This window comes from Roseovarius ramblicola, assembly GCF_042430665.1.
Lineage (GTDB): Bacteria > Pseudomonadota > Alphaproteobacteria > Rhodobacterales > Rhodobacteraceae > Roseovarius > Roseovarius ramblicola.
Window position 1 is genome coordinate 118,430 of sequence record NZ_JBHMEC010000026.1, and the last position, 23,690, is coordinate 142,119.

A 23,690-nucleotide genomic window follows, 5' to 3' on the forward strand; every position below is an offset into this window, starting at 1 on the left:
CGCGGCCGGTTCAGGCGACCATCTTTGCCACCACGTCGCCAAACGCGGAGGGCGTAGGGACGATGGTCACGCCCGCGTCGCCGAGGATCTCCACCTTTTCCTGCGCCGATTCGCCGAACGCCGACACGATTGCCCCGGCATGGCCCATGCGCCGCCCCTTGGGGGCCGACAGACCGGCGATATAGGCCGCGACCGGCTTGGTCATGTGGTCGCGGATATAGGCGGCGGCCTCGGCCTCCTGCGGGCCGCCGATCTCGCCCACCATCACCACGGCGTCGGTCTCGGGGTCGGTCTCGAACAGCTCGAGGATATCGCGGAACGACGACCCGTTGATCGGATCGCCACCGATGCCCACCGAGGTCGAGACGCCGATGCCACGCTCTTTCATCTGGCTCGCCGCCTCGTAGCCAAGGGTGCCCGAGCGCCCGACGATCCCCACGCGCCCCGGCATGTAGATATGCGGCGGCATGAGCCCGGCAAAGGCTTGCCCGGGCGTGATGATCCCGGCACAGTTGGGGCCGATGAGGCGCATCCGGCGCTCGGCCTTGTAGCGGCGCATGAAGCGCTTCACGCGGATCATGTCGCGCGCGGGAATGCCGTCGGCGATGCAGACGCAGGTTTTGATCCCGGCATCCGCCGCCTCCATGATACTGTCGGCGGCAAACGGGGGCGGAACGAAGCAGATCACCAGATCGGCGTCCGTCTCGGCCACCGCGCCCTTGACGGTGTTGAACACCGGCAGGCCGTTATGCTTGGTGCCGCCTTTGCCCGGCGTCACCCCGCCCACGACGTTGGTGCCGTGCTTGATCATGTCGGCGGCGTGAAAGCTGCCGATGCGGCCCGTCAGGCCGGTCACGAGTACGCGGCTCGATGTGTCGATGAGAATGGCCATCACGCGGCTCCCTTTTCCGATTTGCGGGCAGACGACCACGCCGCCACGACCTTTTCGGCGGCGTCGGCCAGGCTCTCGGCGGTCTGGATGGGCAGGCCGCTCTCGGCGATCAGGCGGCGGCCCTCCTCGACATTGGTGCCGGACAGGCGCACCACCAGCGGCATGCTCAGCTCCAGCTCGCGTACCGCGCGGATCACCCCCTCGGCGATCCAGTCGCAGCGGTTGATACCCGCAAAGATGTTGACGAGGATCGCCTCGACATTGGGATCGTTCAGCACCGCCTTGAAGGATTTGAGCACGCGCTCGGGGCTGGCTCCGCCGCCCACATCGAGGAAATTCGCAGGTTCTCCGCCCGCCATCTTGATCATGTCGAGCGTGGCCATGGCGAGCCCCGCGCCGTTGACGATGCAGCCGATCTCGCCGTCGAGACCGATATAGTTCAGCCCGCGATCCGAGGCGAAGGTCTCGCGCGAATCCTCCTGGCTCTTGTCGCGGAATTCCGAGATTTCGGGACGGCGGAACAGCGCGTTGTCGTCAAAGCTCACCTTCGCGTCGAGCGCCACGATTTCGCCTGCGCCGGTGACGACAAGCGGGTTGATCTCGACCATGTTGGCGTCGGTTTCTTCCATCATCCTGTAGCAGCCGGTGATGGTCTTGACCGCCTGCGGGATGAGCGCCGGGTCCAGATCGAGCGAGAACGCGATCTCGCGCGCCTGAAACGCCTGCATCCCGACCGCGGGATCGACCACCGAGCGGATGATCGACTCGGGTTCCTGCGCCGAGATTTCCTCGATCTCCATACCGCCCTGCGCCGAGGCGACGACGACCACGCGCTCTTCCTTGCGGTCCATCACGAAGGCGAGGTAGATTTCCTGCGCGATGTCGGTGGCCTCCTCGACATAGAGGCGGCTCACCAGCTTGCCCTGCGGGCCGGTCTGATGGGTCACGAGCATCCGGCCCAGCATCCAGCTTGCCGCCTCGCTGATCTCCTTTTCCGACGTGCAGATTCGCACGCCGCCCGCCTTGCCGCGGGCACCGGAATGGATTTGCGCCTTGACCACCCATTTGTCGCCCGACAATTCGGAGGCGCGGTAGACCGCCTGTTCGGGGCTGTAGGCGATGCCGCCGCGCGGCACCTGGACGCCGAAACGCTTGAGCAGGACCTTGGCCTGAAACTCGTGGATATCCATCTGATTTCCCTCCCTTATCCCTTGGCGGCGATGGCGTCGGCGACGCTCAGCACGTTGTTGGCCATACGCTCGCTTGCCGCGTCGATCATCTTGCCGTCGAGGCTCGCGGCACCGCGCCCCTCGGCTTCGGCCTTGCGCATCTCCTCGATGATGCGGCGCGCGCGCGTCACCTCGGCCTCGGGGGGCGAGAAGACATCATTGGCAAGCTGGATCTGGCTGGGATGGATGGCCCATTTGCCCTCGATACCCAAGGCTGCGGCGCGTTTTGCCGAGAGCGTGTACCCCTCGGGATCGCTGAAATCGCCGAACGGCCCGTCGATGGCGCGCAAGCCATAGGCGCGGCAGGCGACGGTCATGCGGGATAGCGCGAAATGCCACTGGTCGCCGGGATAGTCGGGGTTGAGCCCGCCGATGACCACGGTGCGCGCGCGGTTCGACGCGGCATAATCGGCCACCCCGAAATGCAGCGCCTCCAGCCGTCCGGGGGCGGCGGCGATGGCCTCGACATTGGCCATGCCGAGCGCGGTCTCGATCAGCGCCTCGAGGCCGATCCGGTGGGTGAAGCCCATGGCCTCCTCGATCTGGCTGACCATGGTTTCCACGGTGTAGAGATCGGCGGGCACGCCCACCTTGGGCACGAGGATGGTGTCGAGGTGTTGGCCCGCCTGTTCCACGATCTCGACCACGTCGCGATACATGTAATGGGTATCGAGCCCGTTGATACGAATCGAGATGGTCTTGCCCTTGGCTTTCCAGTCGATGTCGTTGAGCGCCTGAATGATGTTGGCGCGGGCCTGCACCTTGTCCGGCGGGGCGACGGCATCCTCAAGATCGAGAAAGATGTAATCGACCTCCGACTCGGCTGCTTTTTCGATCATCGCCGGGTTGGAGCCGGGCACGGCCAGTTCCGAGCGTTGCAGGCGTTGCTTTTTCAGCGGGTGCAGGGTGTAGCTCATGTCATCTGTCCTTTCAGGCGGCGCGCACGGCGCTGCGGCCCTGTGCCGGGGGGGGTGGTCATGCGAAACGCCTCCTGTGCGGCGGCGACGCCCTGACCGGGGGTGATGGCCGCGCCTGCATCGCAGAGCGCCATTTCCGCCGCCGACAGCGCCCCGCACAGCATCACCGGGTTGAGCGACCCGAGATGGCCGATGCGGAAGGCACGACCGGCAAGCTTGGCAAGACCAGAGCCGAGCGAGGTCTGATACTTGTGATAGGCGGTGTCGATCACCTGGCGTGCGTCGATGCCCTCCGGGGCGTAGATCGCCGAAACGGTGTCGGAATGCCATTCGGGGCCATCGGCCACGAGGCGGCAGCCCTGCCATTCGGCCACGGCTGCGCGGACGCCGGACGCGAGGCGGTGATGCCGCTCCCAGACCGATTCGAGGCCCGCGTCGAGCAGCATGTCGAGCGACACACGCAGGCCGCGCAGCAGTTGGGTCGGCGGCGTGTAGGGGAAATAGCCGGTGTCGTTCAGGCGGATCATGTCGGCAAAGCTGAAATAGCAGCGCGGCATTTTGGCGCGCTCATGGGCGGCGAGGGCCTTTTCGCTGACCGCGAGCAGCCCGAGGCCGGCGGGCAGCATGAAGCCCTTCTGCGAGCCGGAAACGGCGAGATCGACGCCCCACGTCTCCATTTCGAACTCGATTGAACCGATCGAGCTGACCCCGTCGACGAACAGCAGCGCCGGGTGCCCGGCGGCGTCGAGCGCCTCGCGCACGGCCCTGATATCCGAACTGACGCCGGTGGCGGTTTCGTTATGGGTGGCAAACACGGCCTTGATCGCGTGGCCGGTGTCGGCACCAAGGCGGGCGGCGTACTCCTCCGCCGGCACGCCCTTGCCCCAATCGACGTCGATCACCTCGACATCGAGGCCAAGCCGCTCGGCCATGTCGACCCAAAGCATTGAAAACTGGCCGAAACGCGACATTAGCACCCGGTCTCCGGGGTTGAGCGTGTTGGAGATCGCAGCCTCCCACGCGCCGGTGCCGGAGCCGGGAAAGACGAAAACGCGGCCGGTCTCGGTGCGGAACACCTTTTTCAGATCGGCGAGCAGCGGCAGGATGAAATCGCCGAAATCGGGGGCGCGCATGTCCTCCATCGGCAGGTTCATCGCGCGACGCACCTCCTCGGGGATGTTGGTGGGGCCGGGGATGAATAGATGGGTGTTGCCGTTCATGGGGGTCCTCCTCTCAGGTTGTCCCCTTGTGGCCGCTTGCGGGGCCCCGGCAAACGCCCGCGCGCATGGAAAGCGCGGCCATGAGGGGGGTGGCCCGCCCCTGCGGGTAGGGCGCCCCTACCCAGCAGGGTATGGGCGGCATACGTCGGTATGCCGAAATATTGTTTGATTTCAGGGTTTTCCTTTGTCTTTGATGCGGGCCCAGGAGGAGGAGGCCATGCGCGACATGGTGAACGCGACAGCACAGGACGCGGAACAGGGCCTGCCCGAGGTGATCGTGGCGGACCGTCAGCTTATTGTCTGCCAGGGGCTCGGCTCGCTGGTGGCGCAGATGGCGCAGGTTCGGCTTGGTCCGTTCGCCACCGATCAGGCAAGCCTGCGCAAGGCGCTCTCGGCGCGGCGCGGGCCCCGGATCGTCATCCTCGGCGTGCGGCTGGCCGATGCCGATCTGGGCCGCGTGCTCGAGATGCTGCGCCGCGATCACGCCTCGGTGCTGGTTGTGGTGGTGGTCGAGGAGAGCGAATTCGCCTTCATCCGCACGGCGGTCAAGGCGGGGGCCAACTCGGTCTGCCTGATGGGCCATGTCCTGACCACGCTGCCAAGGGTGCTGGGGCGGCTGGTCGAGGGGCATTGCATCCTGCCGGTGGACGTGATGCGCCGCCTCACCGGCGAGCGAGCCGAGACCCTGTCACGCCGCGAGCACGAGATCCTCGGGCTGCTGACCGACGGGCTGACCAATTTCCAGGTCTCGGCGCGGCTCGGCCTGTCGGAGAACACGGTGAAATATTACCTCAAGGCGATCTACCAGAAGCTCGGGGTCAATTCCCGCGGCGCGGCCATCGCGAAATACGTCGCCGGGCATTACTGATGGGCCGCGGCGGGCCGGGCCGGTCGGGGGTCAGGGCGTCGCCGCGCGCCATGCCCCCGGCGCCAGACCGTCGAGCGTCCAGTCCCCGACGCGCCAGCGCACCAGTCGCAGGGTCGGGTGCCCGACATGGGCGGTCATCCGCCGCACCTGCCGGTTGCGGCCCTCGGTGATGGTGATCTCCAGCCAGCGGTCGGGCACCGACTTGCGGTATCGCACCGGCGGATCGCGCGGCCACAGATCGGGCGGGTCGATCAGGCGCACCCGCGCGGGCCGCGTCGGCCCATCCTTGAGGACGACACCTTGCCGCAGCGCTGCAAGCGCGCCGTCATCCGGCACGCCCTCGACCTGCACGAGATAGGTTTTTTCCGATCTGTGACGGGGGCTTGCGATGCGATCCTGAAGCTTTCCGTCATCGGTCAGCAACAACAGGCCCTCGCTGTCGCGATCCAGCCGCCCGGCGGGATAGACGCCCGCCAGGCCGATGAAATCCGACAGCGTCGGGCGCGGGCTGTTCCCGGTGCCGCTGTCGGTGAATTGCGACAGCACCCCGTGGGGTTTGTTGAGCAGGATGAGGCGGGCCATGCCCGCCTCATGCCCGAGTGTGCCGCGCGCGACAAGCGATCAGTTGGTGCCGGGGCGCAGCCCGTCGCGGATCTTGTAGGTCCACGGCAGGCCCGCGTTGCGCCAGCCGTTGACGGCGCGCACGCCGGCCTCGTTCTTGTCGCCCTCGAACCCGTCCACGACGTTGTAGAGCGTGATGTCCACGCCCGCCTCCACCAGCCTGCCGATGGCGTCCGCACTGCGAGAGCCCGAGCGGCACATCACCAGCAGCGTGTCGATGCCGCGGGCGGCGTCGCTGGCAAGCCAGACTTTCATCTCGTCAACGAAGGCGGGATTGTCGACCATCTTGTACGTGCCCTTGAGCGAGGTTTCCGCGAGGTTCGGATCGACGAATTTCGACGGGATATTGGCCGCCGCCTTGGTCGCGTACCCGATCAGCATGATTTCCGACGGCGTGCGCACGTCGATCAGTGCGACATTGTCCTGCGCCTCCAGAATGCGGCCCGCCTCGGCGGCGGTGATATAGAGACCGGGGGCCGTGTGCTTGCTCTTCTTGAGGCTGTCGGCGGCGACCGGCTCTTGCAGGTCCAGGGGTGCCGCGGCGAGCGCGAGCGGGGCCAGTGAGCAACCGGCGATCAGCAGCGCCGCGGCGGCGCGGCGGCAGAGGTGGGGAAGGGTGGTCATGGCGTGCCTCCTGATATATTCTACATTCAGAATGTATCTTGGGAGGCCGTCCCCGTTCCTTGATATGGATCAACCCGGTTCAAGGGTTGCACACGATGGCATCCGGCTGCGGTTGGCCTGGAGCGATCATTGCGGCATCCGGGCGATGAGCCGCGCGAGTGCCCGTCCGCAGGGTGGGCGCTGTACCGGCTGTGGAAGGCGCTTTATGGTGCCATATACTTCAACGATTGCGCGGGTTCGCGACGTTGCAAAAGCGCCCGCCCTCGGGGGCGGACGGGCGCTCGCGCGGCGGCGTGCAAGCACGCCTTGTTCCGCGCGGGGGCAGGAGGCAAATGGCAGCAACAGGCCACCTGCACCCAAACGCGCCTCAGCCGTTGCCCTCGCCCGAGAACCGCGCCGCGTCCGCCGCCGCGCGGCGGATGGCGTTGGATTTGTGGACCGTCTCCATGTACTCGGCCTCCGGGTCGCTGTCGAACACGACGCCGCCACCCGCCTGTATATAGAGGTCGCGGTCCTTCACCACCGCCGTGCGCAGCGCGATGCACACATCCATGTCGCCGCCAGCGCTGAAATAGCCGACACCGCCGCCATAGACGCCGCGCTTCTCGGGCTCCAGTTCGTCGATGATCTCCATCGCACGCACCTTGGGCGCGCCCGACACGGTGCCCGCGGGCAGCCCCGCCAGCAGCGCCGAGAGCGCGTCGTGCTCGGGGGCCAGTTCGCCCACCACGTTCGACACGATATGCATGACGTGGCTGTAGCGCTCGATGATGAATTTCTCGGTCGGGCGCACGGTGCCGATCCTCGACACCCTTCCTGCGTCGTTGCGCCCCAGATCGAGCAGCATCAGATGCTCGGCCAGTTCCTTGTCGTCGCCTAGCAGATCGGCCTCGAGCGCGCGGTCCTCCTCGGGCGTGGCGCCGCGCGGCCGTGTGCCCGCGATCGGGCGGATGGTCACCTCGCCCGCCATCACCCGCACGAGGATCTCGGGGCTGGCACCGATCACCTGGAAGCCGCCGAAATCGAAATGGAACATGAACGGCGAGGGGTTGGTGCGCCGCAAGCTGCGGTAGAGCGCGAAGGGCGGCAGCGCAAAGGGCTGCGTCCAGCGCTGCGACGGCACCACCTGGAAAATGTCGCCCGCGCGGATATACTCCTTGGCGCGCTCGACGGCGGCCATGTAGCCCGCCTTGGTGAAATTCGACACCGGCGCGGCATCCTCGTGCGCCTCGCCCAGCGTGCGGCCGGCCTGCGGCAGTGCGCGCTCGAGGTCGCGCACCGCGTCCATCACCCGCTCGGCGGCCTGCGCATAGGCCGCGCGCGCCGATTGCCCGTCCTCCGCCCAGGCGGGGGCCACCACGATCACCTCGCCCTTGACCCCGTCGAGCACCGCCACCACCGAGGGGCGCAGCATCACCGCATCGGGCAGACCCAGCGTGTCGGGCGGCACATCGGGCAGATGCTCGACCAACCGGATCATGTCATAGCCGAGGTAGCCGAACAGCCCCGCGCTCGCCGCCGGCAGATCCTCGGGCAGGGCGATGCGGCTTTCGGCGATGAGCGCGCGCAGGTTGGCGAGGGGACAGCCCTCCTGATCCTCGAACGCATCGGCGTCGAACCGCGCGGCGCGGTTGATGCGGCTGGTGGTGCCGTGGCACTGCCAGATCACGTCGGGCTTCATGCCGATGATCGAATAGCGCCCGCGCACCTCGCCGCCGGTCACCGATTCCAGCAGGAAGGCGTCGCGTGCCGCCCCCGTCAGCTTGAGCATCAGCGACACCGGCGTGTCGAGATCGGCGGCCAGCCGCGCGTGCACCACCTGGTTCTTGCCCGCCGCATGGGCGCAGGCAAAGCTCTCGAAATCCGGCGTCAGCTTCACGTGCGCGCGCCCTCAGTTGAAGTTGGCATGGACGGCGTTGATCGCCGCCTGATCGAGCGTGACCCCCGCGCGCGCGCGGATATCGTTGGCCAGAAGCTGGAACATGTCCTGCGACAGGTCGCCCGTGATCTGGGTGCGCAGGCTCTCGGCGATCCGCGCAAGGTCCTGCTCCTCCTCATCCGGCGGCGCGATGCCGTCGAGCCGCAGGATATGGATGCGGCCGGCACCCTCGATCACACGCACCTCGCCCTCGGACATGGAAAACACCGTCTCGATGAAATCCGCGGGCGCGTCGGCGCGGTAGTCACGGCGCGTGATCCCGTCGAGCGCGGTGGGCGTCAGCCCCTGCGACGCAAAGGTCTCTCCCGCGCGCAGCGCCGCGACGGCGGGCTCGGCCTGTGCCTTGAGCGCCTCGACAACCACCTGCGCGCGCCAGCCCCGCTCGACCGCCTCGCGCACCTGTTCAAGCGGCTGGACCTGCGGCTCGCGGATGCCGTCGAGACGCAACGCAAAGGCTCCGCCGTCGCCCAGCGGCTCGATCTGCGGATAGTCGCTCTCCTGCACCTCCGAGGCCGCCTCGCGGAATGCCGGATAGCCCGCGATCCCCTCGGCCAGCCCTTCGTGCCAGGCGATCTCGCCCAGCTCCATCTCGGTCTGGTCCGCCACCTCCTCGAGCGTGGCCCCAGCGGCGAGCATGTCGTCGGCACCTTCCGAGAGGGTGTCGATCACCCGCCGCGCGCGGTCGGCGGCCAGCGTGCTGCGCAGTTGCGGTTCGGCCTCCTCGAACGGCGTCGTGCGCGCGGCAAGCACCGCGTTGACGCGAAACAGCGCCGGGCCGAGCGCGGTCTCGGCCGGGCCTGCGATCTCGCCCGCCGGCGTGTCGAATACCGCCTCGGCTGCGGGGCCGAGACCGGCGGCGGTCACGTCGCCCAGATCCACATCGGCCATCTCCAGCCCGCGCTCGGCCACCAGCGTCTCGAATGTTTCGCCCGCCTCGATCCGCGCCCTTGCCTCACGCGCGGCGGCCTCGTCGGAAAACACCAGCCGCTCGACCAGCCGCCGCTCGGGCGTGTTGAACTCCGCCGAACGCTCCTCGTAGGCGGCGCGCAGCGCGGCCTCGTCCACCTCGACACTGTCGATCAGCATCTCCGGCGTGACATGCACATAGGTGATGCGCCGCGCCTCGGGGGTGGTGAAATCGGGCAGGTTCGACTGGTGATAGGCACGCAGGTCTTCCCCGGTCGGCTCGGGCAGACCGGTGCGCAGGTCGCCCCGGTCGAGCATGGCAAAGGCGAGGCTGCGCCGCTCGCCCAGATAGCTCAGCAGCGTATCGACCTGGGCGGCCGGCGCCCTCAGCCCGGCGAGCGCCGCGTCCTGCACCAGCGACGCCGCCGTCTCGGCGCGGATGCTGGCCTCGAAATCGGCCTCGCTCATCCCCGCCTGTTCCAGCGCAAAACGATAGGCCTCGCGGTCAAAGCCGCCGTCGACGCCCTGGAATGCCCGGATCGAGACGATCTCGTCGGCCAGTCTCTCGTCGCCCACCGAAATCCCGAGCGCGTGGGCCTCGTGCTCCAGCGCGGCCTGCGAGACCAGCCGCGACAGCACCTGCCGGTCAAGCCCCGCCGCCTGCGCCTCGGCAAGGCTCACCGTGCTGCCGCGTTCCGCCGACAGCGCACTGATCTCGTTGCGCAGCGCGCGGGCATAGGTGGTCACGTCGATATCGGCACTGCCGACCGAGCCGATGCTGCGCACATGCCCACCCAGATTGGTGATGCCAAAGCCGCCCAGCCCGATGATGAGAAGCCCCATCAGGATCCAGATCGCACCCCTGGAAATGCTCTTGCCCGCCATCGTCATCCCCGCCGGTTTTCTCAGTCCGGCCCTGTCTATGCGCTGCGCCGGGGCGGGGCAAGGGGCCGCGCGGCGGCCGGGTCAGGCGCCGCGGTACGGCTCGACATATTGCAGCGCCATGTCCCAGGGAAAGAAGATCCAGGTATCCTGGCTCACCTCGGTCACAAAGGTATCCACCTGCGCGCGCCCCAGCGGCTTGGCATAGACGGTGGCGACATGGGCGCGGGGCAGGTGCGCGCGGACAACCTCCAGCGTGCGGCCGGTATCGACGAGGTCATCGACGATCAGTACCCCGTCGCCATCGCCCATCAGACCCATGTCCGGCGACTTGATCACCACCGGCTCCGATTGCGTCTGGTGGTTGTAGGATTTGACGCTGATCGTATCGACCATGCGGATGTCAAGCTCACGCGCGACGATCATCGCCGGGGCCATGCCGCCGCGGGTGATCGCGACCACTGCCCGCCAGCCGCCCTCCGGCGCTTCGGACTGAAGCCGCCACGCCAGCGCGCGCGCATCGCGGTGGAGCTGATCCCAGCTTACGTGAAATCCCTTTTCATGGGGCAGGCGGTCCGGGGTCATGGCGATCACCTGTCGGTCAGGAGTTTGAGGCCGAGCGCGCCAAGCACCAGCGCCGCCGCCCGGTCGATCCACGGTCTCGCGGCGAGATAGCCGCGCCGCGCGGGCGCCCCGCTCAGGAGCACGGCAAAGCCCGTATAGAACAGCCATTCGACCGCCATGTGATTGGCGGTGATGAGCGCGATCTCGGTGGCCGAGAGGCCCTTGGGAAACACCACCACCAGCACCGAGGCGGCGAACAGCACCGATTTCGGGTTGCCGAGGTTGATCAGCGCACCATCGACAAACGCCCGCCCGCGCGGCTTTTGCGGGGTCTCGGCCACCGGGGCGCGCGCCGCCCGCCACGTCCCCCACGCGATACAGAGCAGATAGGCCGCGCCGCCCAGCCTGAGCGCCGTGTAGGCCCATGGGAAAAGCGTGAACACCGCCTCCAGCCCCAGCAGCGCCGCCAGTGTCCAGAGCGCCGCGACCAGCCCGAGGCCAAGCCCCGCCGCAACCCCCGCGGCACGCCCGTCGGCCAGCGCGGTGCGCAGCGCGAACAGCAGCGCCGGGCCGGGGCTCAGCATTGCCGCCGTGAGAACCGCGTTGAAGGCCAGAAGATCGAACGCCGTCATCGCCGGGCCGTCAGGTCGCGTCGATATCGGGGGCGTCCACGGCCTTCATCCCGACGATATGATAGCCGGCATCCACATGCAGCGTCTCGCCGGTCACGCCCGACCCGAGATCGCTGAGCATGTAGAGCGCCGAGCGGCCCACATCGTCGATGGTCACGTTGCGCCGCAGCGGCGAATTCAGCTCGTTCCACTTCAGGATATAGCGGAAATCGCCGATCCCGCTTGCGGCCAGCGTGCGGATCGGCCCGGCGCTGATCGCGTTGACGCGGATGCCGTCCTTGCCCAGATCCTCGGCCATGTATTTCACCGACGCCTCCAGCGCCGCCTTGGCCACGCCCATCACGTTGTAATGCGGCATCACCTGCTCGGCCCCGTAATAGGTGAGCGTCAGCGCCGAGCCGCCGTCGCCCATCATCTTCTCCGCGCGCTGCATCACGGCGGTGAAGGAATAGACCGAGATATCCATAGTGCGCAGGAAATTCTCGCGGCTCGTGTCCACATAGCGCCCGCGCAACTCGGTCTTGTCCGAGAAGCCGATGGCATGGACGATGAAATCGAGCCCGTCCCAGCGTTGCCCCAGCCCCTCGAAGAGCGCGTCGACCGAGGCCATGTCGGCCACGTCGCAGGGCAGCACGATATCCGACCCGAGTTCGGCGGCGAGCGGTGCGACGCGCTTCTTCAATGCCTCGCCCTGGTAGCTGAAGGCAAGCTCCGCGCCCGCGTCGGCGCACGCCCTGGCGATGCCCCACGCAATCGACTTGTCATTGGCAAGCCCCATGATCAGCCCGCGCTTGCCCGTCATCAGTGAGTTCGACATTCCCGCCCCCGCCTCATCGCTTTCCAGACCTTTAGGCGATAGGGCAGGGTGCATCAAGGCCCGCCCGCATCCTGCGCCGCCGCTGCAGGCCCTGAAATTGACGTTGACTTGCGCCTGCGTCACTTCAAACTCTGATAAACCGAAAACCGGAGACGATGAATGGAAAGAGAAGGAATATTCGCCGGCGATGATCCTTTCGTGATCGCCCGGCGCTGGCTCGACGAGGCGGGCGAGGCCGAGATCAACGACCCCAACGCCATGGCGCTGGCCAGTGCCGATGCCGACGGGATGCCCAATGTGCGGATGGTCCTGCTCAAGGAGATCGCCGCCGACGGGTTCGTGTTCTACACCAATTATGGCTCCGCCAAGGGCCGCGAACTCGATGCGCGGCCGATGGCGGCGGGCGTTCTGCACTGGAAATCGCTGCGCCGACAGCTTCGGATTCGCGGTCATGTCGCGCGGGAGGAGGGGCAGAAGGCGGATGAGTATTTCGCCTCCCGTTCGCTCAAGAGCCGTCTCGGGGCCTGGGCGTCCGAACAGTCGCGCCCGCTCGCCTCGCGCACCGCGCTGCTGGCCAAGGTCGCCCGCGTCACCGCGCGAGAGGGCACCAACCCGCCCCGCCCATCCTTTTGGGGAGGTTTCAAGATCACGCCGATTGAGATTGAATTCTGGGCGGACGGCGCGTTTCGCCTTCATGACAGGTTTGTCTGGCGTCGCAGGGCGGCTGGCGAAGCGTGGGAAATTCTGCGTCTCAACCCGTGAATTTCGCGTTGCGTGAAATGCAAGGGATTGTGTTGAAAAGGGATTTTTTAGGTTGCATACGGGTTCGAATATGACGCATCAGTGAAGGCAGTCTTGGGGATGAAGGCTGTTAGGTGGGACGACAGTGACAACAGACGACAATGAAATCCGCCGGGTCAGGGGCCGGGTCAAGTGGTTCGACCCGGTCAAGGGCTTCGGCTTCGTCCTGGCCGATGAGGGCGGGCCCGACATCCTGCTGCACGCCAACGTGCTGCGCAATTTCGGGCAGAGCTCGGTCGCCGATCGCGCCGGGGTGGAGCTTGACGTGCAGGACACCGCGCGCGGTCGTCAGGCGGTGCAGGTCCATGCGATCGAGCCCCCCGACGAGCCCGAGGGCACCGGGCTTGCCGATCTCCAGGACGTGGACGAGGCGGAGTTGCGCGCCGCCCCGCTCGAACCCGCCCGTGTCAAGTGGTTCGACAAGGGCAAGGGCTTCGGCTTTGCCAACACCTTCGGCAGCGCCGAGGACGTGTTCCTGCATATCGAGGTGCTGCGCCGCTCCGGTCTCGCCGATGTTCAGCCCGGCGAGGCGCTGGCCATTCGCGTGATCGATGGTAAAAGAGGTCGCATGGCGATCGAGGTATGCGGATGGGAAGCGGCGATTCGTTCTTGCGACTGACCCGACTGACCCGACTGGTCGGGGCGGTCATTCTGGTGTTCGCTGGCGGCGCGGCGGTGGCCGCCCCCTGCAGCCAGGACATGGTGCATCTGCGCGGCCCGGACGGCGACGGCGAGGCGGCGTTCCGCGTCGAGCTTGCCGATACCGAGGCCGAGCGCGCGCAGGGCTTGATGCACCGCGACACTCTCGCGACCTCGGCGGGAATGCTGTTCGTCTATCCGCGTCCGCAGCGGGTGAGCTTCTGGATGAAGAACACGCTGATCCCGCTCGACATGATCTTCATGGATGCCACCGGAACCGTGCGCCGGATCGGCCATGAGGCGCGGCCGTTGGACGAGACGCCGGTGTTCGGCGGCACCGGTATCCAGACCGTGCTCGAAATAAATGGCGGCATGGCGCGGCGGATCGGCATCGCCCCGGGCTGGGAGATGCGCCACCCCGCCGTCGATGACGCCGCTGCCGCCTGGCCCTGCGCCGCGGCGGAATAAGCCGCGCGCCGCCCCGGTTTCCGCTTTCCAATTCGCGTCGTGGCGCTTATCTAGACGCATGGTCCGGGGCGTGGCGCAGTCTGGTAGCGCACCTGTTTTGGGTACAGGGGGTCGTGAGTTCGAATCTCGCCGCCCCGACCATCCCGCTGCAAGGGCGGCATGTGATTTTCACCCGTTCCTTCAGCTTTTGCCGCTAACCGCCGGGCGTCCAAGCGCTTTCCGCGGCCGCGCCCGCTGCCGGGGAATCAAGGCCCGATGAGCGGCCCGGCACCGCCTCCGCAGTCAAATGGTTTTTCACGCGGACAGGCGATTTTTTCCGTTGACCTGAGACCACAATCTACGTCAGTTTGTGTGGGCGGCTCGAAACGCCACAACATATAGTGGCCGGAGCCGCAGGGACGGTAAACCAGACATAGACCAGGCGGAGCAACCGGACCGGTGCCCGCGCCCCTTTCGGGCGCAACGGGCATGGCCGATCAACCCGCCACAAGCGGGCCGCAAGGCCGCACGCAACGCGATTACGGGGCAGACAGATGAAAATCGACCGCAAATTCACCACCGCCGGACAGGACGCCTATGCCGCGCTCGGCTTCGTCACCACCAGTTCCGAAATCCGCAACCCGGACGGCAGCACCGTGTTCCGCCTGGACGGGATCGAGGTGCCCGCCGGATGGAGCCAGGTCGCCAGCGACGTGATCGCGCAAAAGTATTTCCGCAAGGCGGGCGTGCCCAACAAGCTGGAGCGCGTGAAGGAAAAGGGCGTCCCCGAATTCCTGTGGCGCTCGCGCGCGGCCAAGGACAATGACGGCTTCGGCGGCGAGACCAGCGCGCGGCAGGTGTTCGACCGGCTCGCCGGGGCCTGGGCCTATTGGGGCTGGAAGGGCGGCTATTTCAGCTCCGAGTCGGACGCCCGCGCCTATTTTGACGAGATGCGCGTGATGCTGGCGCGCCAGATGGCGGCCCCCAACTCGCCGCAATGGTTCAACACCGGGCTGCACTGGGCTTACGGCATCGACGGTCCGGGGCAGGGCCACTACTACGTCGATCACGAGACCGGCAAGCTCACCCGCTCCAAATCCGCCTACGAGCATCCGCAGCCGCATGCCTGCTTTATCCAGTCGGTGCGCGACGACCTCGTCGGCGACGGCGGCATCATGGACCTTTGGGTGCGCGAGGCGCGGCTGTTCAAGTACGGCTCGGGCACCGGCACCAACTTTTCCTCGCTCCGTGCCGAGGGCGAAAAGCTCTCTGGCGGCGGCAAGTCCTCGGGCCTCATGGGGTTCCTGAAAATCGGCGATCGCGCGGCGGGCGCGATCAAGTCGGGCGGCACCACGCGCCGCGCCGCCAAGATGGTGATCTGCGACGCCGATCACCCCGACATCGAGGAATTCATCAACTGGAAGGTCAAGGAAGAGCAGAAGGTCGCCAGCATCGTCGCCGGGTCCAAGGCCCACGAGGCGAAACTCAACGAGATTTTCGCCGCGATCCGCGAATGGGACGGCAGCACCGAGGACGCCGTCGACCCAAGCCAAAACGCGGCCCTCAAGACCGCCATCCGCGGCGCCAAGCGCGCCCACATTCCCGAGACCTACGTCAAGCGCGTGCTCGACTATGCCAAACAGGGCTATGGCAGCATCGAGTTCCCGACCTACGACACCGATTGGGATTCCGAGGCCTACGCCTCCGTCTCCGGTCAGAATTCCAACAACTCGATCCGCGTGACCGATGCCTTCCTCAAGGCGGTCAGGGATGACGCCGACTGGTCGCTGATCAACCGTGTGGACGGGTCGGTGGCCCGGACCATCAAGGCCCGCGACCTGTGGGAAGATGTCGGCCACGCCGCGTGGGCCTGTGCCGATCCGGGCATCCAGTATCACGATACGGTCAATGCCTGGCACACCTGCCCCGAGGATGGTGCGATCCGTGGCTCCAACCCGTGCTCGGAATACATGTTCCTCGACGACACGGCCTGCAACCTGGCCTCGATGAACCTGCTGAAGTTCTACGAGGATGGCGCGTTCGACGCCGAGGCCTACATGCACGCCACGCGCCTCTGGACCGTGACGCTGGAAATCAGCGTGCTGATGGCGCAATTCCCGTCAAAAGAGATCGCGCGGCTGAGCTTTGATTTCCGCACGCTGGGCCTTGGCTATGCCAATATCGGCGGGCTTCTGATGAACATGGGGCTGGGCTACGATTCCGACGAGGGCCGCGCCATGTGCGGCGCGCTCACCGCGATCATGACCGGCGTCGCCTACGCCACCTCGGCCGAGATGGCGGGCGAGCTTGGGCCCTTCGCGGGCTATGAGCGCAACGCTGGGCACATGCTGCGTGTCATCCGAAACCACGGCCGCGCCGCGCGCGGCGACACCGACGGCTACGAGGCGCTGGCCGTCAAGCCCGTACCGCTCGACCATGCCAACTGCCCCGATGCGCGGCTCGCCAAGCTGGCGGTCGCGGCGTGGGACGAGGCGCTGAGCCTCGGCGAGGCGCACGGCTACCGCAACGCGCAGACAACGGTGATCGCCCCCACCGGGACGATCGGGCTGGTGATGGATTGCGACACCACCGGCATCGAGCCCGATTTCGCGCTGGTCAAGTTCAAGAAGCTGGCCGGCGGCGGCTACTTCAAGATCATCAACCAGTCGGTGCCGGCGGCGCTGACCAAGCTGGGCTACTCCCCCGCGCAGGTCGAGGAGATCGTCAGCTACGCGGTCGGTCACGGCAGCCTTGGCAACGCGCCGGGGATCAACCACACCTCGCTGATCGGCCACGGCTTCGGCGAGCAGGAACTGGCGCGCATCGAAAAGGCGCTCGGCGCGGCCTTCGACATCCGCTTCGTGTTCAACCAGTGGACGCTGGGTGAGGAATTCTGCCACGAGGTGCTCGGCATTCCGGCGGAGAAGCTCAACGATCCCACCTTCGATCTGCTGGCGTCGCTGGGCTATTCCCGGCGCGAGATCGAGGCGGCCAACGATCACGTCTGTGGCACCATGACGCTTGAGGGGGCGCCGCATCTCGACCCGGCGCATTACCACGTCTTCGACTGCGCCAACCCCTGTGGCCGCAAGGGTCGCCGTTTCCTCGGGGTGGACAGCCACATCCATATGATGGCCGCGGCACAGAGCTTCATCTCGGGCGCCATCTCCAAGACCATCAACATGCCCAACTATGCTACCATCGAGGATTGCCAGAAGGCGTATGAGCTGTCGTGGTCGCTGGGCGTCAAGGCCAACGCGCTCTACCGCGACGGCTCCAAGCTCAGCCAGCCGCTGGCATCGGCCCTGGTCGAGGATGACGACGAGGCCGCCGAGGTGCTGGAGACCGGCAGCACCCATGAAAAGGCCGCCGTGCTGGCCGAGAAGATCGTCGAGAAGGTGGTGATCAAGGAGGTGATCCGCGCCGCCCGCGACAAGCTGCCCGAGCGGCGCAAGGGCTACACCCAAAAGGCCATCGTCGGCGGCCACAAGGTGTATCTGCGCACCGGCGAATATGGCGATGGCAAGCTGGGCGAGATTTTCATCGACATGCACAAGGAGGGCGCGGGCTTTCGGGCGATGATGAACAATTTCGCCATCGCCGTCTCGGTCGGCCTGCAATACGGCGTGCCGCTGGAGGAATTCGTCGATGCCTTCACCTTCACCAAGTTCGAGCCCGCCGGCCTCGTGCAGGGCAATGACAGCATCAAGAACGCCACCTCGATCCTCGACTATATCTTCCGTGAACTGGCGGTGAGCTATCTCGACCGCACCGACCTTGCCCACGTCAAGCCCGAAGGCGCCTCGTTCGATGACCTCGGCCGCGGCGAAGAGGAAGGCGTGAGCAACATCAGGGAAATGTCGGGCGAGGCGGCGAGCCGCTCGCTGGATGTGCTCAAGCAGATCAGCTCCTCGGGCTACCTGCGCAAGCGCCTTCCGCAGGAGCTCGTGGTGCTGCAGGGCGGGCAGGGCGCTGCCACGCTCTCCGGGATAGAGACGGGCCTGACCATGCAGCGCAGCACCGAGACGGTCGGGATCAGCCGCACGGCCATCGCCGCCGCCTCCGGTGCCACGTCGATGGACGCCCGCACCAAGGCGCGGATGCAGGGCTTCGAGGGCGAGGCCTGCGGCGAATGCGGCAACTACACGCTGGTGCGCAACGGCACCTGCATGAAGTGCAACACCTGCGGCTCGACGAGCGGGTGTAGCTGAGCGGGACATGAGGTTCGGGGGCGGGTGCGCTCGCCCCGGACGCGGATCGGACACACAGGCAATGACATGGTCGGGCAGTGAACGTACCATCCGATCCGCGACACTGACAGGGGGCTCACGGGCCCCCTTTTTTTGCTCACTCCTTTGCCTGACCGGGACTATTCCCCGTACCGCGCGATCCGCGCCACGATCCGCAGGCCGATCATCGGGCCGACGAGGCCGGGAAAGCCGGTGACGCCGAAATCATGCCGGTCGACCTGGCCGGTCAGCAGCACGGTGAGGCGAGTGAGGTCCGCCGCGTCGGTGCCGCGCTGACGGTAAAGGCCGGCGTCGAGCGTCACCTTGCGGGTGGTGCCGCGCACCGTGAGCAACCCTTCGACCCGCGCCTTGCCCAGCGTGCCGGTGATGGCGGTGGAGCGGAAGGTGATCGAGGGGTGGCGCGCGGTGTCGAGGCCCTGCGGCCCCTTCATCGCCTGCGTGGCGAGGAAGAAGCCCGCGCGCGCGCCGCTGGCGTCGAGGGTGACGGTGACGCGGCTTTGGCCCGGGTTCGCGAGGTCGAGCACCATGTCGGCGGAGGCGACCGGCATGGTGCCGCGCCCGGCGTTCCCGGCGAGGCTGTAGGTAAAGCCCACCACCGAGCGGTCGGTGTCGAGCCGGTAGGGCGCGGGCGCGGCGAGGGCCTGCGCGGCGATGAGAAGGGCGGCGAGGGCGAGGCGGATCATGCGCGCCTTATACGCGCGGCGGGGGGCGGGCGGTGGTCACATCTGCTCGACTGCCCAGGTGCCTGGACGGGCACCGGGACCGCCCGAGAGGCGCCACTCGGCGGGCGGCGCGCTGCGGTCGCGGCGGCGGGCGAGGTGCCACCGGTCGGCCTGCGCGAGGTGGTCGGGGGCCATGTGCCAGCGGCTCTCGACCCCCGGCGCGCCGCCCTCGCCCGGTGTCAGGATCAGCCCGAGCGGGGGCCGCGCTGCGCGGCTGCTGCCCTCCTCGGCGGCGAGGTGCAGGCGGCGCACGGGGGTGAGGCCGGGGGCGGCGGGCAGGTCGGCCACCACCAGCGGCACCGCGCCGCTGCGCAGCGCCTCCTCCATGCACGAAAGCAGGTCGGGGCGGTGGTCGGGGGTGACAAAGATCAGCCGCCCCGGCTCGGCCCATGGGGCGATACCGCAGGGATCGGGGCGGTCGGTGGCCCAGGCCGGCGCGATCCACAGCACCGGCCCCGACAGCGCGCCCGCCACCAGCATCGCCCATGTGTGCCGCGCCGCCCCGCAGCCCTCGTGCAGCCGCCCGGGGGCGAGGGCGAGGGGGCCCGCGATGGCGCGGGCCGGGTGCAGGGGGCGGGCGAGGGCGGTCATGGTGGGAGGATAAAATGTTCTTGTTATGTTCGCAAGGGGCGAAGACCGGCACGCGAACGGCCCGGTGCGCGGGGGCGCACCGGGCCGGGTGACAGGCACGGATCGCGGATCAGAAATTCAGCTTGATCCCGGCGGTCGCCGCGTATTGCTCGGAATTGTCGGAAAAGCCGCCGTTGACGTTGATGAAGATCGCACTGTTGGCGCTGAGTTCCGCACCGGCCTCCAGCCGGACATCGAGGCGCAGGTCGTCCCGCGACGAGATCGGCGCCCGCGACGCGCCGCCGTTGAGCGCGACCTGTTGCGACGTGCCGCTGAAATTGCCGGTTCCGGAGATCTCGATCGCGCTGTAATAGCGGTTGCCCTGCTGAAGCTTCTCGACCATCGCGCGGACACCGAGCCGTCCATAGCCGGTACCCTCGTCGAAATCGTCGACCTGCACGCCGTTGTTGCTCTCGGTGTAGCCGTCCACGGAGTGATGCTCGTATCCCAGCGCCGCGAACGGGGTCACGAAAAGCGCGGCACCGCTGCCGGGTCCCTTGCCCAGCGGCATCGGCCCGTTGCGATAGCCGACCTCGGCCTCGACGCTGTAGGATTCGCCGTCGGGGTCGCCGACAAAGGCTGTCGTGCCCGTCACCCGGCGGTTCTCGAAATCGTGCCAGGCGTATTGGGCGTTGCCCTGCACGTAGAGACCATCGGGCCGCGCGTAGGCGGCATAGACTTGCAGGGTGGTGGCGTCGGTTTCGAGCGACGAGCGTGAATTCTTCTGATCGGCGCCAAGCTCGTCATGCCCGATCGAGAGCCCGAAGCGGGTCGTGCCCGAGGCGAGGTCGCGGGTATGATCGGCCCCCACGATGAAGCCGTAACCGTCGTAATCGAGGCCGACATTGCTGCCGAACGCGTCGTAATCGCCGCTATAGCCCGAGACCATGGCATAGCCCCGTACCCCGGCCATGTTGAACATGTCCTCGGCCACCTGCGCGTCCTGCGTCACCGTTTCCTCGCCCGGGTTCAGGATCGCGCCGGGCCCGAAGGCGAGCCGCCGCACCTGCGCGCGGTGGTTCTCCATGATTACGGTGGTGCTGTCGCGATACTGGTTGAGCGGAAGCATGCCACCGCCGCCCTGCGCCGCGACCGTCAGGCATTGCAGCAGCACCGCCGAGAACGCCGTCGCCGTGTCACCGCCGTCGCGCAGCTCGTTGAGGCTGGCGGCGCAGCCATTGGGCGTCGCGAGGGCGAGGTCGATGTAATCCGCCTCGGTCGACCCGTCGGCAGCCGTGACGGAGCCGAACGGGGCGGTGGTGAAGGAGGTGCCGTCCTGCACAAAGGCGGTGGTGCCGTCGGTCCCGATCGCGGTGGTGCCGATGTTGTCCTCGAAATCGGCATCCACGATCGAGATCAGGTTGATGCCGTTGGCGTTGAGATCGCCGGAGATGCTGCCGAAGGTCAGGGCGGCGTTGCCGTCGTCGCGGTCCTCGTCGGTGACGAGGATCACGGTGGTGCTGGTTCCGGCGGTGATCGGATAGGTGTTGAGGATGAAGTCGATGGCGGAAAACCCGTCCTCGAAACCGCCATCCAGCACGAGGTTGCCGGTTGCGGTAGAGAAGTCGGCGGCAGACCCGAGGAGCGCGCCGCCCACGTCGAGCGACCGCCCGAGATTGTCGGCACCGAAATCGCCCCCGATGCCGTTGCCGAACCCGGTGAGGCCGAAATTCACGGTCGAGAAGCCCGCGCCGGTGAGGGCGGTGTCGATATCGGCCGCAAAGTTGCCGAGGAAGGTTTGCTCGCCGCTCATGGACCCCGATTCGTCCACGGCGAAGATGAGGTTCGCGGTCGATTGCGCCTGACCCTGGGTTCCGATCGCCACGATTGCGGTGATGCTGCTGGCGAGAATAAACGCGCTGCGCTGGTGTTTCATGGAAGGCCCCTCCCCGGAAAATTATAAAGAATTCAACACACTCGACACGGCAGCCACACCAGGCGAGCCGCCTGAATCATACCCACATCACAAAGAGTAAGTTTTTCGTGAGCATCCGGTCAAGAAATTGCGGCACGCAAAATAACGCGTCCGCATGTGTTGCGGCGCGGTCACATCCCTTGGCGACAGGGCGAAAAGCGCCCCCGGGGCCTCCCCGGGGGGCCGGGCGCGGGCTCAGCCGCGGTTCATGCGGTTCTCGATCAGCTCGTCGACCACCGACGGGTCGGCCAGTGTCGAGGTGTCGCCGAGCGCGCCGTAATCGTCCTCGGCGATCTTGCGCAGGATGCGGCGCATGATCTTGCCCGAGCGGGTTTTCGGCAGGCCCGGCGCCCATTGGATCAGGTCGGGCTTGGCGATCGGGCCGATCTCGGTGCGGACCCAGGCTTCCAGTTCCTTGCGCAACGCCTCGGTCGGCTCCACCCCGTTCATCAGGGTGACGTAGGCGTAGATCCCCTGACCCTTGATGCTGTGCGGATAGCCCACCACCGCCGCCTCGGCGACCTTGGCATGGGCGACGAGGGCGCTCTCGACCTCCGCCGTGCCCATGCGGTGCCCCGACACGTTGATCACGTCATCGACTCGGCCGGTGATCCAGTAATAGCCGTCGGCGTCGCGCTTGCAGCCGTCGCCGGAGAAGTAATAGCCCTTGTATTGCTGGAAATACGTCGCCTCGAACCGCTCGTGATCGCCCCAGACGGTGCGCATCTGGCCGGGCCAGCTATCCTTGAGGGCGAGCACGCCGGAGGCTTCGGTATCGGTGATTTCCTTACCCGATTCCGGCTCGAGAACGGCGGGCTCCACCCCGAAGAACGGCAGCGTGGCGCTGCCGGGCTTGGTCGGGATGGCGCCGGGCAGGGGGGTCAGCAGGTGGCCGCCGGTTTCGGTCTGCCACCAGGTGTCGACGATCGGGCAGCGGCCCTGACCGACGTTGTCGTTGTACCAGGTCCACGCCTCGGGGTTGATCGGCTCGCCCACGGTGCCCAGCACCTTGAGCGACGAGAGATCGCAGCGGCTGACATATTCGGTGCCTTGGCCCATCAGCGCGCGGATCGCGGTGGGGGCGGTGTAGAACTGGTTGACCTTGTGTTTCTCGCAGACCTGCCAGAAGCGGCTTGCGTCGGGATAGGTCGGCACACCCTCGAACATCAGGGTGGTCGCGCCGTTGGCCAGCGGGCCGTAGACGATATAGCTGTGGCCGGTGACCCAGCCGACATCGGCGGTGCACCAGAACACGTCGCCCTCGTGGTAGTCGAACACCAGTTCCTGCGTCATCGCGGCATAGACGAGGTAGCCGCCGGAGGTGTGGACCACGCCCTTGGGCTGCCCGGTGGAGCCGGAGGTGTAGAGGATGAACAGCGGATCTTCGGCGCCCATCTCCTCGGGCGGGCAATCGGGGCTGACCTTTTCGGCCTCTTCATGCCACCAGAAATCGAGATCGCGCCGCCACGCCACCTGCCCGCCGGTGCGGCGCACCACGAGCGCCTTGACGTCGCGCGTGTCGTGCAGCAGCGCCTGGTTGACATTGTCCTTGAGCTTGGTCGCGCGGCCGCCGCGCGGCGCCTCGTCGGCGGTGATCACCACCTTGGCGTCGCAGCCGTTGACGCGCGCGCCGAGCGCGTCGGGCGAGAATCCGGCGAACACCACCGAGTGAATCGCCCCGATCCGCGCGCAGGCGAGCATCGCATAGGCGGCCTCGGGGATCATCGGCAGGTAGATCACGACGCGGTCGCCCTTGCCAACCCCGAGGGCCTTCAGCACGTTGGCCATCTTGCAGGTCTGCGCGTGCAACTCCTTGTAAGAGATGTGCAGCGCCTCGTCGCCGGGCTCGTCCGGCTCCCAGATGATCGCGGTCTGATCGCCGCGTTCCGCCAGATGGCGGTCGATGCAGTTGGCGGCGACGTTGAGCGTGCCGTCCTCGAACCACTTGATCGAGACGCTGCCAAAGTCGAAATTCACGTCCTTGACGCGGCTGTAGGGCCTGATCCAGTCGAGGCGCTGGCCGTGCTCGCGCCAGAACGCCTCGGGATCATTCACCGAGGCGGCATACATTTCCTTGTATTTCGCGGCGTCGATATGGGCATTCGCGGCAAAATCCGCACTCGGGGCGTAGGTCTGATCGGACATGATGGCTCCTCCTCGCTGATGCGGTTGGAT

Annotated in this window: 20 protein-coding genes and 1 tRNA gene; 6 read left to right on the forward strand and 15 right to left on the reverse strand. The window is 67.1% G+C overall.

Annotation, left to right across the window (positions count from 1 at the left end; genetic code table 11):
- Nucleotides 1-10 precede the first annotated feature (10 nt).
- From sucD to ACFFU4_RS15440, 4 genes are read right to left on the reverse strand one after another with little or no spacing between them, the layout of a single operon-like run.
- A complete protein-coding gene (sucD, locus tag ACFFU4_RS15425; protein ID WP_377070710.1) occupies nucleotides 11-892 on the reverse strand; it encodes a succinate--CoA ligase subunit alpha in 882 nt (293 codons plus the stop codon).
- Nucleotides 892-2,082 carry a malate--CoA ligase subunit beta gene (locus ACFFU4_RS15430; RefSeq protein WP_377070711.1) on the reverse strand — a complete coding sequence of 397 codons (1,191 nt, stop codon included), beginning with the start codon at nucleotides 2,080-2,082 and terminating at the stop codon, nucleotides 892-894. The genes sucD and ACFFU4_RS15430 overlap by 1 nt, the downstream gene beginning before the upstream one ends.
- 14 nt (nucleotides 2,083-2,096) lie before the next feature.
- Nucleotides 2,097-3,038, reverse strand: coding sequence for an HpcH/HpaI aldolase/citrate lyase family protein (locus ACFFU4_RS15435; protein WP_377070712.1), 942 nt, complete (start codon nucleotides 3,036-3,038; stop codon nucleotides 2,097-2,099).
- Nucleotides 3,035-4,258, reverse strand: coding sequence for a pyridoxal-phosphate-dependent aminotransferase family protein (locus ACFFU4_RS15440; RefSeq protein WP_377070713.1), 1,224 nt, complete (start codon nucleotides 4,256-4,258; stop codon nucleotides 3,035-3,037). Before ACFFU4_RS15440 ends, ACFFU4_RS15435 begins: the two co-directional genes overlap by 4 nt.
- Before the next feature lie 217 nt (nucleotides 4,259-4,475).
- Between ACFFU4_RS15440 and ACFFU4_RS15445 the strand changes: the two genes are divergently transcribed.
- Complete coding sequence (locus ACFFU4_RS15445; protein ID WP_377070714.1) at nucleotides 4,476-5,126, forward strand: helix-turn-helix transcriptional regulator; 651 nt, start codon at nucleotides 4,476-4,478, stop codon at nucleotides 5,124-5,126.
- 30 nt (nucleotides 5,127-5,156) lie between these two features.
- On the opposite strand, the gene ACFFU4_RS15450 is transcribed toward ACFFU4_RS15445, so the two are convergent.
- The 7 genes from ACFFU4_RS15450 to fabI form a co-directional block, all read right to left on the reverse strand.
- Entirely contained in the window at nucleotides 5,157-5,708 is a 552-nt protein-coding gene (locus ACFFU4_RS15450; RefSeq protein WP_377070715.1) for a pseudouridine synthase, read from the reverse strand.
- 39 nt (nucleotides 5,709-5,747) lie between these two features.
- Nucleotides 5,748-6,371: a rhodanese-like domain-containing protein gene (locus ACFFU4_RS15455; protein WP_377070716.1), complete on the reverse strand. Its 624-nt coding sequence runs from the start codon at nucleotides 6,369-6,371 to the stop codon at nucleotides 5,748-5,750.
- Nucleotides 6,372-6,738: 367 nt separating this feature from the next.
- On the reverse strand, nucleotides 6,739-8,250 hold the full coding sequence (gene trpE, locus ACFFU4_RS15460; protein ID WP_377070717.1) for an anthranilate synthase component I: 1,512 nt from the start codon (nucleotides 8,248-8,250) through the stop codon (nucleotides 6,739-6,741).
- Between the two features lie 12 nt (nucleotides 8,251-8,262).
- Nucleotides 8,263-10,101 carry a peptidyl-prolyl cis-trans isomerase gene (locus tag ACFFU4_RS15465; RefSeq protein WP_377070718.1) on the reverse strand — a complete coding sequence of 613 codons (1,839 nt, stop codon included), beginning with the start codon at nucleotides 10,099-10,101 and terminating at the stop codon, nucleotides 8,263-8,265.
- An 81-nt stretch (nucleotides 10,102-10,182) separates the two neighbouring features.
- Nucleotides 10,183-10,683 carry a xanthine phosphoribosyltransferase gene (gene gpt / locus ACFFU4_RS15470; protein ID WP_377070719.1) on the reverse strand — a complete coding sequence of 167 codons (501 nt, stop codon included), beginning with the start codon at nucleotides 10,681-10,683 and terminating at the stop codon, nucleotides 10,183-10,185.
- A gap of 5 nt (nucleotides 10,684-10,688) precedes the next feature.
- A complete protein-coding gene (locus ACFFU4_RS15475) occupies nucleotides 10,689-11,294 on the reverse strand; it encodes a LysE family translocator (RefSeq protein WP_377070720.1) in 606 nt (201 codons plus the stop codon).
- A 10-nt stretch (nucleotides 11,295-11,304) separates the two neighbouring features.
- Nucleotides 11,305-12,111, reverse strand: a complete 807-nt coding sequence (gene fabI / locus ACFFU4_RS15480; RefSeq protein ID WP_377070721.1) for an enoyl-ACP reductase FabI — start codon at nucleotides 12,109-12,111, stop codon at nucleotides 11,305-11,307.
- Between the two features lie 159 nt (nucleotides 12,112-12,270).
- Between fabI and pdxH the strand changes: the two genes are divergently transcribed.
- From pdxH to ACFFU4_RS15505, 5 genes are all read left to right on the forward strand, one after another.
- Entirely contained in the window at nucleotides 12,271-12,873 is a 603-nt protein-coding gene (gene pdxH, locus ACFFU4_RS15485) for a pyridoxamine 5'-phosphate oxidase (protein WP_377070722.1), read from the forward strand.
- A 124-nt stretch (nucleotides 12,874-12,997) separates the two neighbouring features.
- Nucleotides 12,998-13,531: a cold-shock protein gene (locus ACFFU4_RS15490; RefSeq protein ID WP_377070723.1), complete on the forward strand. Its 534-nt coding sequence runs from the start codon at nucleotides 12,998-13,000 to the stop codon at nucleotides 13,529-13,531.
- Nucleotides 13,501-14,019, forward strand: coding sequence for a DUF192 domain-containing protein (locus ACFFU4_RS15495; protein WP_377070724.1), 519 nt, complete (start codon nucleotides 13,501-13,503; stop codon nucleotides 14,017-14,019). The genes ACFFU4_RS15490 and ACFFU4_RS15495 overlap by 31 nt, the downstream gene beginning before the upstream one ends.
- Before the next feature lie 64 nt (nucleotides 14,020-14,083).
- A tRNA-Pro gene (locus ACFFU4_RS15500) sits at nucleotides 14,084-14,160 on the forward strand.
- A 392-nt stretch (nucleotides 14,161-14,552) separates the two neighbouring features.
- Nucleotides 14,553-18,209, forward strand: coding sequence for a vitamin B12-dependent ribonucleotide reductase (locus ACFFU4_RS15505; protein WP_377070725.1), 3,657 nt, complete (start codon nucleotides 14,553-14,555; stop codon nucleotides 18,207-18,209).
- Nucleotides 18,210-18,367: 158 nt separating this feature from the next.
- Here ACFFU4_RS15505 and ACFFU4_RS15510 read toward each other — a convergent pair whose 3' ends face one another.
- The 4 genes from ACFFU4_RS15510 to acs form a co-directional block, all read right to left on the reverse strand.
- Entirely contained in the window at nucleotides 18,368-18,931 is a 564-nt protein-coding gene (locus tag ACFFU4_RS15510; protein ID WP_377070727.1) for a YceI family protein, read from the reverse strand.
- Between the two features lie 36 nt (nucleotides 18,932-18,967).
- On the reverse strand, nucleotides 18,968-19,561 hold the full coding sequence (locus tag ACFFU4_RS15515) for an ImuA family protein (RefSeq protein ID WP_377070728.1): 594 nt from the start codon (nucleotides 19,559-19,561) through the stop codon (nucleotides 18,968-18,970).
- 109 nt (nucleotides 19,562-19,670) lie between these two features.
- Nucleotides 19,671-21,476 (reverse strand): autotransporter domain-containing protein, encoded by a 1,806-nt coding sequence (locus ACFFU4_RS15520; RefSeq protein ID WP_377070729.1) that lies wholly within the window; start codon nucleotides 21,474-21,476, stop codon nucleotides 19,671-19,673.
- A 234-nt stretch (nucleotides 21,477-21,710) separates the two neighbouring features.
- Complete coding sequence (gene acs / locus ACFFU4_RS15525; protein ID WP_377070730.1) at nucleotides 21,711-23,660, reverse strand: acetate--CoA ligase; 1,950 nt, start codon at nucleotides 23,658-23,660, stop codon at nucleotides 21,711-21,713.
- Nucleotides 23,661-23,690 lie beyond the last annotated feature (30 nt).